Below are 11,688 nucleotides of genomic sequence, written 5' to 3'. Positions count from 1 at the left end.
GCGGGCTGAATCAGCGGGAGCTGTAGAGAAGCATCGCGGTTGCAGGAGGAACGGTTGAGGCTTCGCGATTGCCTGCGGCTTCGCGGTCTTCTACAGTGCGCGATGTGAGCGATTGCGCCGTGAGAGTGCGGCCGACGCTGTAGCCGGCAAGGTCGATGTGAAGCGGATGGTCGGCGTCCTTGTTAATTATCGCGACCACCGTCTGGCCGGTGGGGAGCTTCGCGGCGTAGGCGGTTGCGTTCACCGCGCCGGGCGAAAAGCTGAGCGGAAGCATTGTGCCTCCGGCGAGGTAGCTGGCGAAACGGAGACCGTAGAAGGTGGGTTCGGCTACGTATTGGCCGTTGATGTCGGCAATAGGCGTATAGAAGGGCCGCGGATGGACCTCATTCGGATTCGAGATGAGGGCGTCGCCAGGAAGTCTGCCGCCGAGCGAGTTGGCGACCTGCCTGGCGCTGCCTCCATGCAGATTCACGCCGGAGTAGCCGAGCGAGGCGAGTAGGAGACAGTAGTCAGCCGACCACAGCGTTGCGGCGAAGACGTCAGAGAAACCGGGCTTGCCGCCGCGATAACAGCTGTTCCCTTCCGTCATGCGATAGTGTGTGCCAAGCTTCTGGGCGGCGGCGCGTGCAATAGCTGCATCGCGAGCGACGCGCGGGTCAGGGTGAAGGAGATCGTTGATGTTTGCCTTCGGGTTCGACGGTGGGCCGGTGAAGTAATAGTGATGCGTGAGGGCGACGACGTCAGGCCGGTCTTTCAGCGCGGAAAGACGATCGGCGATCGTGGGGAACCACGATACTTTGCTGGCGACATCCGGCATACCGAAGCGTGCAGATGGAACGCGAGCACGGATGGCATTGGCCGAGGCGAGCCAATCGTTGAAGTAGGCGTTGGCGTCCCAGGTTTTCTTGTCACGGAAGCGGCTGCCGAATCCGTCGGCTTCGTTGCCGACCTGGAAGTACTCGACCTTCGGGCCGAGGGCCTTGTGGACGAATTCGGCTTCGTCGGCTGCGCGTGCGGGTGTGCTCGAGCCGAGATTGATGCCATAAAGACAGGTCCAACCGGTGGCATCGAGAAAACTGCGGAGGTTGCGGACGGCCTCGGGTGTGACGGCGTAGGCGAGGTCCATGGGCGAGCGCTCGCCCTCAGGAGTTTGCAGCACGACATTCGGTGGCAGCGGCGGCTGCTTGCTGTCGGGCGTGGGCTTCCACCAGCCAACGTCCGATGTATTGCCGCCGAGACGGAGGACGCCGTTGGGGGAGAGCGCGCGGAACTGCTCGATCAGGCCGGTATTTGCCGCGGAGAAAAAGGAAGGATCGGAGAGCTGCTCGATCTCGTAAGAGAGGCCGATGTAGTTTGGCGGGAGTGTCGGACCGGGCTGTTCGGGGTGAATGGTCACCGTCGCGGGTGCGCCGGCCTGTGCGAAAGCCCGAACTGCAGGCAGAGCGAGCGCTGAGGCTGTGGCGCTGGTGCGGAGAAAACGGCGGCGGCTCGAGCGAAAGTAACCCGACATATGCAATTCAGGTTAGGGCAGTTACCTTGTGAAGTAAAATCGAGCGCTTATTCGTAACTGAACATTGGGTCACCAAGGTAACGGCAGACGAAAACCATTGTTACTTCCGGTTGTGTGGCAACCCAACTCGATTTTGATTGTCTCAAAACGGACAGTCGTGCAGGATTAGTCGTGCAAGGTTTCTCAAGGGGGGACACATGCGGTTACGGGTCTTTGCGGCAGTACTTATGTTTGCGGGTTTAGGGCTGGCGGCACAGGCCGACGTCACGAATCCTAATTTCAGTCCGGCGACTGAAGGGTACGGTGTTGTTCCGGGTTGGACAGGAACGCCCGAAACGGGCTCTCTGACTTACAACACTAACCTCCAGTGGAACAACGGCACGCTTCCGGCCGGCGATACTACTGTTGGGTTTATCCAGCAAGATGGCTCCTTCACGACCACGCTCGGCGGACTGACTCCAGGTCAGACCTACACGCTGAGCTTCCTGGACAACTCACGCGACCTGACCGGCGACAACTGCTGCAATGCGACGCCGTCGCTGACAGTCTTGGTGGGCGGAGCAACACTTTCCGGCCCTACACCTGTGATGTCGGTTGGAAATCCCAACATGTTTTCCTCGGTCAGCGAGGACTTCATTGCGGGGGCGACCTCGGAGACGCTCGAATTTTTGTCGACCACTCCGGGCGATGCGGACGGAACCTTACTGCTGAGCGATGTACACGTAGTTCCCGCTACGGTTGCCGCTACGCCGGAACCTTCCAGCCTGATGCTGCTGGGCACGGGCATTCTGGGCGCGGCGGGGATGGTGCGTCGTCGCTTTATCCGCAGCTAACAAGGGGACAGCTTGACCAAACAGACCTCGCCATGTGCGAGGTTTGTTTTTGCTTGCGGCTCAGAGGCGGCGTACGAGCAGGATTGTCTGGTCATCGAGTTGGCGGCCGAAGCTCCGTGCCTCACTAAGGATCCTGGTGGCGAGTTGCGGTAGCGGATCGCGCGCTCCGGACGCGACCACCTCATTGAGGCGTTCCAGGCCAAACTCTTCTCCGCTCCTGTCAGCGACCTCGAGGATTCCATCGGTAGCGACGACAAAGAGATCGCCCGTTGAAGCGTCGACAGAGAAGCCGTCGAATTGAGACGCGGGAAAAAGGCCGACGGGAAACTGCGGCTCCTGACAATACGAGATGGATTGTGCGGACGCATGCCATTGGACCACTGGAGGGCTGGCGGCAAGCGCGCAGAAGACGCTGCCGTTGGCGCAGAGGCGGAAGCCAGTGAAGGTGGCGTAGAGCTGGGATTCTTTCACTTGCGGCAGAACTGTGTTGAGCCGGTCCAGTAACAGCGGGATTGTCTCCTGAGGCTCGCGCTCGCCGGCGTCAAGAAGTGCGGTGCGGGCTGCGGTCTTCACACGACCCATGAGGATACTGGCGGCCAGACCGTGCCCGGTGATGTCAGCGAGAAACGCGATGAGATCACCGTTTGCTAGCGATACCGCGTCAACGAGATCTCCGCCTACCTTCTCACTGGGCCGGGAGATTCCGTAGAGTTCGAAGCATGGCGTGCGAATTTCCAGAGTGGGGACGAGGGTTCGCTGGATGCTGTGGGCCAGTTCGAGCTCGTTTTGGAGGATGAGCGAGCGCTTGCCTTCCGTGCGGATAAAGATGGTGAAGAAGAAGTAGGACGTGATCGTCGCGACGAGGATGCAGGTTGCAGCGAAGTGAATTCCCTGCTCGGGCTGCACAGGTTGGAGATGGAACGATTGCACCATCCAGTTGGAGACGTTCGTGCTGATGGTTCCGATGAAGAACTGAAGAACGCCCATTGCCACAAGAAAGACAGCCGGCAGACGCGCAACGGTCAGGATCCAGAGGACCGCGTTCAGGCCGCTCATCGCAGCGACAACGATAGTGACGCTGTAGGGCAATACGCCGTGATTGATCAGGTCGATATAGAAACCAAAAATGGAAAATAGAAGAGCGGCCGCTAGGAGCACCATCCATAGCCGGCTGAGTGGCATGGCGCTGAAGTGCGCCCAGCGCGAGATGCGACGCAGGTACCACGGTCTGCTCTGCGAGGCCATTGCGCCGAAGGCTATCAGAAGACGGCGAAATTCAGTCGATGAGTAGTCTCAAAATTCTCCAGGGGAGAAGTGGCGAGAGATTTCAGTCCATGACCTGGCGAGCGAAGCGGGCCATTTCGTCGTGCTGCGGAGAGCTTTGCAGGAGTACGAGCGAGCACCCAGCGCCTTCGAAGTCCGCGAGACGCTGCCGAACGTGCTCGGGCGTTCCGATGAGGCCGGAGTAGAGGCCACGGTTGGAGACGGAGTAGTCGCGCAGCGAAAGCTTCTTTTCGAGTTGCGATCCCGTGATCCACTGCTGAAAGTTGGCGAAACCCGCGGGGGATTGCGCGGGATCGGGCTGCGAGGTGATGCGCTCCACTTCCCTGTTGGCTTCAGCCTCGGAGTCGCGGACGATGCAGTAGCCCGTGACGCCGAAGATGAGCGGCGGAAGCTGCGGATGCTGTGCGCGGCGTTGCTTCATGTCGGCGACTTTCGCGGCAATGGTGTTGGGGTCGTCGCCGTGCATGAGGTAAGCGTCGCACTTGGCGGCGATGAGGTTCTTGGCTGTTTCGGATTCTCCGCCCGCGTAAAGTGTCGGGCGAGTGAGACCCTCGGGGGCGCGCGAGTAGGTGCGGCGCGGCATGGGCTTCGGCGCGAGGATGTTGTCCTTAACATCGTAGAAGCGGCCGGAAAATGTAGTTCCCTGTTCGGCCCAGCAACCGGAGAGGACATCCAGCCACTCTGAGGTGCGCGCGTAGCGATCGTCGTGCTCGTCAAAGGGGATGCCGTACTTGGTGGCTTCGTCGCGCCACCAGGAGCTGACGACATTCAGGGTGAGACGGCCGCCGCTGATGCGATCGATGTTGGCGGCCTGCTTGGCGAGCAGCGCGGGATTGTGGAACGTTGGCCGGACTGCGACCATCAGCTCCAGCTTGCGGGTGACGGCGGCGAGCGCGGCGGTGGTGGTCATCGCGTCGAGCGAGTCGGCTTCGACGCCCTTGATGTCATTCAGGTTGAGCTCGGCGATGAGGGTGAGGTCGTAGCCCAGAGCCTCAGCGCGCGCGCAGAGGTCGCGCACGTAGTCCCAGGTGGCGGGCATTTGTTCGTCGTCGATGTTGCGGAGCCAACCGCCGAAAACGGGGAGCCAGAAGCCGTAGCGCATTTGGGCTTAGTATCCGCGAATCCGTGTCAGCCGTCCAAATTGTGACTTTCGCCGGGAATACCACCTTATGACTTCAGCCCGAAGAGCTGGAACGAAAGTAGGGGCAGCCTAGAAGTCTTGCGTGAAATGAAAATTCACCTGATTTTGCAAATTTTTCACCTTGATCCGAGGCCCCACAACCGATATATTTACGTGGCGTCCCCAGAAAGTCTCGATACGACTTAGCAGTTTTGCTGCAGAAACTGTAGCCTGCGGGACGGAGATGCGTTCACGCTGAGTTCGAAAGCCATGGGGAGTAAATGTTCACTTTGGGTTTTGTTGCAGGGATTATTGCGGGCTTGCTGATCGCAATCGCTTATTATTTCGCCTTCCGGACTGGATTCAAAAACGGCTACGAATCCGCGCAGAATCCCGCGCAATGGCCAGCGCCGGTCAGGACCGACATTCCCAGCTAGAGAGCCGCCCCCCGGCTACGCGGCGCATGAACCCGCTCGGAACGGGGATCGTGCTGCGGCGCGGATGGCTGGCCGTCACTCCGTGGCTAGGCGGGAACTCCTGAGGTGATGCCTGCTTCAGCTTCGAGCCAGTCGACGAGTTTGGCGAAGGGATCGAAGCCGATGACGCGGGGGCCGTCGGCGACGAAATTGGAGAGCGCGTTGATGTCGTAGTAATAGCGCTGGCCGTCACGGCTGTCGGTGATGTACTCGACGCCGCCAATGTCGATGCCCGAATGCTGCATAAGGAGCTCGACGTCGCGAATGACCTCTGCGGGCGGGGTGAAGGCCTCGACGGTGATGCCGGTTTTGGGAGCGTCTATCGCGCAAGCTGCACGATTCAAATCTGTCCCCGTTGTTGTCCGGCAGATGTCGGCGGGGCAGAGATCGAAGGTCTCTCCGGTGATGTGGACCTTGATGGCGTAGAGGTATTTGCCGTTGAGGACTTCGACGCGAACGATGTGGGCGTCCTGCGCGGGGATGAACTCCTGGACAAGCGCGGTGGAATCGAGACCGAACTGGAGAGCGTCGGGAGAACCGGCGGGCTCGGAGAGGGCGTGACGAAGCTGCGAGGCGCCGTCGAAACGCTTGACGCCGGCGCCAGAGCCGCCGATGTTCGGCTTGACTACTATCGGCCAGCGCAGGCCTTCGGTGGCGGCGAGGGCTTGTTCGGGGCGGTGGATGACGAGGGCCTTCGGGTAGGGGAGGCCGAGTGAATCGGCGAGAACGAGCTGGCCGGCTTTGGAGAGCTCGGACTGGAAGGCCTTGAAGCCGTTAATGACTTTGACGCCGCGGGATTTGAGGTGCTCGAGGAAGCCGAGTGTGTAGAAGATCTGGTCGCCGTTGGAGCGGTTCCAGGCCGAGGGCGACATGCGATTGAAGACGAGCGAGTACTTTTCTTCGGGGTGGTCGGCGGGTGACCAGGAGTGCTCGGGCGCGAAGAGCTTGATGTATGGCGTGCCGCGGCGGTCGAGCTCGGCGAAGAGCGGTTTGAACCAGTGGGGCTGCTCGTAGTAAATGGCGATCGGGAGTGGATTCGGCATGGCGTCTGTTCAAGGATAAGACAACCGGAACTGGCAGGCGGATTCGTGGCGGCTCGGGAAAAAGCTTCGACGTAAGGGGAAGAGGGAGTGGATCGGTGGCGTGGAACAAGGGTGTTCCACGTGGAACAATCCGTTTTCCGGAAAATCGCTGTGCGAAAACGATGATTTCTGTGGATTTCAACCGGCGGGATTTCGATCATCGCACAAATCAGGCTGTGGTGCGGTGGAGGAGATCATCCTGCCCACCGGCCCGGAACCAGCGGTAGCCATAGGGCTCAAGCAGGATGAGATGGCGGCCGGCAGAGTCTGCTTTGCTGTGGTCGTTGGAGATGATGTTGGTGAGATAGAGGTCAAGCTGTTGCACTGCGCGCTTCCCTGCCCTGTTGCGCGTGGGCCCGGCGGAGGAGCGGAAGCGGAGCTCGACGGGATCGGCGCAGAAGTTGTGGATGACGATGACGGAGTTTTCCTGCCAGGTGTAGCGGAGGATCAGTACGTCGTCACGGCGTGAGGGGATGACGGTGAATTCCCCCCAGCCGATCTCGGGTGTTTCTTTGCGCGTGCGGATCATGCGCTCCATCCAATTCATGAAGGAGTTGGGATCGCGGCGCTGGTCGGCGACGTTGATGTGCTCGAAGCCGTAGGTTCCGCCGGTGATGACGGGGTTCTTCGGGTGCGGGTTGGTGGTGAAGCCGCCGTTGGGGTCGCGCGACCACTGCATCGGGGTGCGGCAGGCGTTGCGCTCGGGGAGCGAGAGGTCGTCGCCCATGCCGATTTCGTCGCCGTAGCGGATGACGGGCGTGCCGGGCAGCGAGAGCATGAGCGAGTAGGCCATCTCGAGGCGGCGGCGGTCGCCGCGCAGCATGGGCGCGAGACGGCGGCGGATTCCGCGTTTGTAAAGCTGCATGTCCTTGTCAGGGCCGAAGGCGGCGAAGCAGGCCTGTCGTTGTGCGGGCTTGAGGCGGCCGAGATCGAGCTCGTCGTGATTGCGGAGGAACTGTCCCCACTGTGCGGTGGCAGGGCGTTTTGATGTGGAGATGAGGCTCTGGATGAGTGGCTTTGTGTCCGTAGTCGCGAGCGCGTAGAAGAGGTGCTGGTTGACCTGGAAGTTGAACATCATCTGCAGGCGTTCGCCTTCGTCGCCGAAGTATTCCATGTCGGTGTCGGGGAGAACGTTGGCTTCGGCGAGGACAATGGCGGAGCCTTTTCGCCAGGAGATGAACTCGGCGAAGGTGCGGAGCATGTCGTACTGCTCGACGGGCTTGGTGATGCCAGCGCCTTTTTCGGCGATGACGAAGGGGACGGCGTCCATGCGGAAGCCGGAGACGCCGAGCTGCATCCAGAAGCCCATGATCTTGAGGATCTCGGCCTGGACTTCGGGATTAGAGGTGTTGAGGTCGGGCTGGAATTCGTAGAAGCGGTGGAAGTAGTACTGGCGCGCTCTCTCGTCGAAGCTCCAGGTGGTTTTTTGCACGCCGGGGAAGACGACACCACTGGCTGCGTCGCGCGGCTTCTTCTTCGACCAGACGTACCAGTCGCGGAAGGGCGAGTCGGGGCTGCTGCGGGCGGATTGAAACCAGGGGTGCTGGTCGGAGGTGTGGTTGACGACGAGGTCGATGAGCACGCGCATGCCGCGCTGATCGCAGGCGTGGGTGAAGTCTACGAAATCGCCGAGGGTGCCGAAGCGCGGGTCGACGTTGTAGTAGTCGGCAACGTCGTAGCCGTCGTCGCGCATGGGCGAGGGCTGGAAGGGCATGAGCCAGATGGCGGTGACGCCGAGGCCCTGGAGGTAGTCGAGGCGTCGCATGAGGCCGCGGAAGTCGCCGGTGCCGTCGCCGGTTGTGTCCATGAAGGAGCCGACGTGCAGACAGTAGAGGACTGCGTTCTTGTACCAGAGGTCGTTAATCATGCTCTCTGGATGGGATGCAACGTAGCGGGCTGATAGGAGAAAAACAAAAAGCAGATCCCCCTCGGGGATCACAGAAAGAAAAGCAAAGGCAAAAGCGCGATTACATTTCGCGCAGGTGCTTGATGAGCTCGGTGGGATGGATGGGTTTGGGTAGGAGCTCGAAGCTGTGGCCACGCTCGCGGGCACGCGCGAGGATCTCTACAGTCGCGGACTGTCCACTGAACAGGACGATGCGCGTTTCGGGACAGTGCTTGCGAATTTCGATGGCCGCTTCCACGCCATCGACCTTGGGCATGAGGACGTCAGAGAGGACGAGGTCCGGGCAGTGGCGCTTCGCCCGGTCGATGGCCTCCTGGCCGCCGTACGCGGGCTCGGCGATGAAGCCGTTGCGGTTCAGAATCTGGACGATTGTGTCCGCAATGACTTTTTCGTCATCCACAACCAAAATTCTTGGCGCCGGGATGTGTTTCTGAGCCTCGCCGTCAGGCGAAGCAGAGGGTTCAAAGCGATCGTTCGCAGAGCGACTGCTGAGCAGAAATGGATTCATCACGGGGGTCCTGGACCGAGGAAAGCCTAAAGGGCGCGAATTTTCTGGGGGCTCCGGCGAACATACGTTTTCCGACTTGCTGCGATGGTGCGTGAAGAGTAAAGCGATTCTTGATGAAAGTCTACTGGAGAAATTGCTGAAGAGGGGAGTTGAAAACGTCGGGGTTAGGTACTTCGGAAGGGAGAAAGACGCGGAAGACGGTTCCGGTGGGCGGGTCGGTGCGGGTGCGGTAGGCTATCGAGCCGCCGTGCTTCTCGATGATGCCGCGAGTGACCCAGAGGCCGAGGCCGGTGCCGAGCGAATGTTTGGATGTGATAAATGGGGAAAAGAGCCGCTCGCGCACGGCGGGTGGGATGCCGATGCCGCGATCGGCAATGACACAGGAGACGCCGGGGCGGTCGCCAGCTACGCCTGCGCGGGCGCGGATGACGAGCTCAGTGTCTTCAGAGGCGTCGATGGCATTGACGAGCAGATTGGAGAAGACCTGGCGGATCTCTCCCTGAAGGCCATAGAGGCGGAGGCCGGGTTGGATGTAGGTGCGACAGGCGAGGCGTTTGAAGTGGAGCTTTCGGGAAAAGAGCTCGACGATGCCGTGTAGCAAGGCACTGAAATCGATTTGGCCGGGGCGGGTGGTGTCGCGATAGAAGCCGAGAGTCTGCTGCGCGATCTGGGTGACGCGGGCCAGCTCGTCGTCGGCACTCTCGAGCAGCCGCTGGATGGGCCCGGGAACGGTGGGGTCGGTTTTGCAGATGTAGATGAGGTTGGTGACGGCCTCAAGGGGGTTGTTGATCTCATGCGCAATGGTGGCGGCAAGGCGGCCGGTAGCAGCAAGCTTCTCGGATTGGCGGAGAGTGGCTTCCTGGGTTTTGCGGCCGGTGACGTCCTGCACGGTGCCGATCATGCCGGTGAACTCCTGCGCCCCATTGAAGGTGGCGAGGCCGCGTGCGGCGATCCAGCGCTGAGTCTTGTCCGGGCCTTCGGCTCGATATTCGTTGCTATAGACGCCGCCATTAAGGACCGCCTCGCGGAGATTCGTCGGGGTGTTGGGCAGGTCGTCGGAATGGACGATGCGGCGGCGGAGCTCAGAGCGGCGGATGGGGGTGTGCGGCTGGGAGAAGAGCAACTCGGCAGCGCGTTCGTCGAGGTCGAGCGAGTCGGTGGCGACGTCCCAAGTCCAGGTGCCGAGGGCGCCGGCGTCGAGAGCCTGACGGAGGCGGCGCGTGGATTCGGCGAGAGCGAGCTCGGCGCGGCGTTGCTGGGTGACGTCCTGAAAGAAGATGGCGATGCCTTCGGGCGTGGGAAAGACGCGGAGGGAGACCCAGAGATCGAGGGGAGCGTAGTAGTCGACGAACTCGACATGCCGGCCGTCCATCGCTTCGGCATAGCGGGCGCGGAAGGCTTCTCCGGCGGAGCCAGGAAAGACTTCGGTGTAGCTGCGACCGACGACGGGAAGATCGCGGCCGATGATGGCCAGCCCGGCGCGGTTCAGATAGGTGAAGACCCAGTCGCGATTCATGAGCGCGACGCCGTCGGCCATGGCATCGAAGACCTGCTCGAGGCGCTCGGAGGTTTCGCGCTGGAGCTGGCGGGCAGCGTCGGCGATTGCGATTTCGGTGGTCAGATTCTCGTGGAGGCGGGCGTTCTCGATTGCGACGGCGGCTTGTGCGGCGACGGTGGCTACCAGGGACTCGCTCTCGATGGTGAAGACGTTCGGTTCCGGGTGGCCGTAGAACATCGAGCCGAGGATCTCGCCGGAGCGTCCCATGATCGGAACGGAGAGATAGCTGCGGACGGGAAGGTGTCCGGGCGGCATGCCGCGGAATGGCTCGTTGTGTCCGTATCTGGGGTCGTGGGTGATGTCGCCAGAGCGGAGGATTCTGCCGTGCACCATGGTTTCGGCAAAGACCGCGGTCGGCCGCGGCATTGGAAAGCGGGAGAAGGCGGAAGGGTCTACGCCGGAGACTTTGTAGAGCTGATAAGGGCTGCCGTCATCGCCGATGCTGTTGTAGAAGAAGGCTCCGAAGGAGGCGCCGCAGAGCTTCAGACCGGCGTCAAGAGCGGCCTGAACGATATGTTCAAGGGACTCCTCCCGGCCGAGGAGAAGGCCGGTCTCAACGAGCAGGCGGAGGTGCTCAGCGGCCTGCGAAGACGAGGATGAATCGCCTCGTGCTGATGGGATCTGATCCGTCATGGCGATTCGGTGCCGTACAAGATCGAGTTTAAACGAACCGCGAACACGGGCGGGCGAGCGGTAAAAGGCAGTTTGCTGTGACGAAAACGAGAGCCAGTGGCCAGCGATGATGTGGCGGAGCGATTCAGCGGCGGCTAGTAGCCGATGTGGAAGTTAATGCCTGTGGCGACCCGGAGACTGTTCTGGATGTTGTCGGCACCGTCAGGCAGGCGCGTGTGAACGACGTCCACTTCGACCACGCGGAAGTCGAAGCGGTGGTAGATGTGCAGGTTCACGCCTCCACCAGCCTCCATATCGAGCGAGGAGGCGTTGTTGGTGAGGACACCCTTGACGGGATACTGACCTGAAGTAGCGAAGGCGTAGCCGACCTTCCCCTGGACGTAGATCGAGCCTTTGCGGTTCCACGCTGTTGGGCTGATGTGGCCGATGTTGTAGGTGTAGCGCGGCCCGACGAAGAAGGTAATCGTGTGGATGTCTACGACACTGCGAAGGTTGGTGCCCGCGTTTCCGGTGCCGCCGGCAACGAAGCCGATTCCCTTCCAGGGGGCGTATGCGATTTCAGTGGAAGCGCCGCGAAGATAGAAGAAGGTGGAGGGCTGGTTGCCGACAAAGCGGGCGGCGTCCTCGATGTACATCATGCTGAAGTCGCCGCTGGCCTGCGCGTGGGCGCGGGGAGCAAACAGTGCAAGCGCGAAGATCCCGGCCAGCAACACGAGACCGCGATGAAGGCTGCGGGTGTGTCGGCTGGTTCGGGTGAGTCGCAGGTGCATTGCTAAGA

General features: G+C 61.3%; 9 protein-coding genes. 1 reads left to right on the top strand and 8 read right to left on the bottom strand.

Annotated elements, in window-relative coordinates; all coding sequences use genetic code 11:
* Positions 1-10 precede the first annotated feature (10 nt).
* Entirely contained in the window at positions 11-1,510 is a 1,500-nt protein-coding gene (locus VGU25_17620; GenBank protein ID HEV2579028.1) for a hypothetical protein, read from the bottom strand.
* Between the two features lie 197 nt (positions 1,511-1,707).
* Between VGU25_17620 and VGU25_17615 the strand changes: the two genes are divergently transcribed.
* Positions 1,708-2,343 (top strand): PEP-CTERM sorting domain-containing protein, encoded by a 636-nt coding sequence (locus VGU25_17615; GenBank protein ID HEV2579027.1) that lies wholly within the window; start codon positions 1,708-1,710, stop codon positions 2,341-2,343.
* 60 nt (positions 2,344-2,403) lie between these two features.
* Here VGU25_17615 and VGU25_17610 read toward each other — a convergent pair whose 3' ends face one another.
* The 7 genes from VGU25_17610 to VGU25_17580 form a co-directional block, all read right to left on the bottom strand.
* The gene (locus tag VGU25_17610) at positions 2,404-3,588 is read right to left on the bottom strand and encodes a SpoIIE family protein phosphatase (protein HEV2579026.1); all 1,185 of its coding nucleotides are present in this window, start codon (positions 3,586-3,588) and stop codon (positions 2,404-2,406) included.
* 82 nt (positions 3,589-3,670) lie between these two features.
* Positions 3,671-4,729, bottom strand: a complete 1,059-nt coding sequence (locus tag VGU25_17605) for an LLM class flavin-dependent oxidoreductase (protein ID HEV2579025.1) — start codon at positions 4,727-4,729, stop codon at positions 3,671-3,673.
* A gap of 541 nt (positions 4,730-5,270) precedes the next feature.
* The gene (locus tag VGU25_17600) at positions 5,271-6,266 is read right to left on the bottom strand and encodes a hypothetical protein (GenBank protein ID HEV2579024.1); all 996 of its coding nucleotides are present in this window, start codon (positions 6,264-6,266) and stop codon (positions 5,271-5,273) included.
* 208 nt (positions 6,267-6,474) lie between these two features.
* On the bottom strand, positions 6,475-8,172 hold the full coding sequence (locus VGU25_17595; GenBank protein HEV2579023.1) for an alpha-amylase family protein: 1,698 nt from the start codon (positions 8,170-8,172) through the stop codon (positions 6,475-6,477).
* Positions 8,173-8,272: 100 nt separating this feature from the next.
* On the bottom strand, positions 8,273-8,719 hold the full coding sequence (locus VGU25_17590) for a response regulator (protein ID HEV2579022.1): 447 nt from the start codon (positions 8,717-8,719) through the stop codon (positions 8,273-8,275).
* 121 nt (positions 8,720-8,840) lie between these two features.
* Positions 8,841-10,910 (bottom strand): ATP-binding protein, encoded by a 2,070-nt coding sequence (locus VGU25_17585; GenBank protein ID HEV2579021.1) that lies wholly within the window; start codon positions 10,908-10,910, stop codon positions 8,841-8,843.
* A gap of 134 nt (positions 10,911-11,044) precedes the next feature.
* A complete protein-coding gene (locus VGU25_17580; GenBank protein ID HEV2579020.1) occupies positions 11,045-11,680 on the bottom strand; it encodes a hypothetical protein in 636 nt (211 codons plus the stop codon).
* Between the last annotated feature and the right edge of the window lie 8 nt (positions 11,681-11,688).

The sequence above is a fragment of the Acidobacteriaceae bacterium genome, from assembly GCA_035944135.1.
Lineage (GTDB): Bacteria > Acidobacteriota > Terriglobia > Terriglobales > Acidobacteriaceae > Granulicella.
Note: the sequence above shows the minus strand (reverse complement) of the source record. Positions and strands in the feature narration are given on the sequence as shown.

Coding starts and splice junctions, on each gene's coding strand:
- VGU25_17610 (HEV2579026.1), bottom strand. CDS start 3,588: ATGGCCTCGCAGAGCAGACCGTGGTACCTGCGTCGCATCTCGCGCTGG.
- VGU25_17620 (HEV2579028.1), bottom strand. CDS start 1,510: ATGTCGGGTTACTTTCGCTCGAGCCGCCGCCGTTTTCTCCGCACCAGC.
- VGU25_17600 (HEV2579024.1), bottom strand. CDS start 6,266: ATGCCGAATCCACTCCCGATCGCCATTTACTACGAGCAGCCCCACTGG.
- VGU25_17580 (HEV2579020.1), bottom strand. CDS start 11,680: ATGCACCTGCGACTCACCCGAACCAGCCGACACACCCGCAGCCTTCAT.
- VGU25_17590 (HEV2579022.1), bottom strand. CDS start 8,719: ATGAATCCATTTCTGCTCAGCAGTCGCTCTGCGAACGATCGCTTTGAA.
- VGU25_17585 (HEV2579021.1), bottom strand. CDS start 10,910: ATGACGGATCAGATCCCATCAGCACGAGGCGATTCATCCTCGTCTTCG.
- VGU25_17615 (HEV2579027.1), top strand. CDS start 1,708: ATGCGGTTACGGGTCTTTGCGGCAGTACTTATGTTTGCGGGTTTAGGG.
- VGU25_17595 (HEV2579023.1), bottom strand. CDS start 8,172: ATGATTAACGACCTCTGGTACAAGAACGCAGTCCTCTACTGTCTGCAC.
- VGU25_17605 (HEV2579025.1), bottom strand. CDS start 4,729: ATGCGCTACGGCTTCTGGCTCCCCGTTTTCGGCGGTTGGCTCCGCAAC.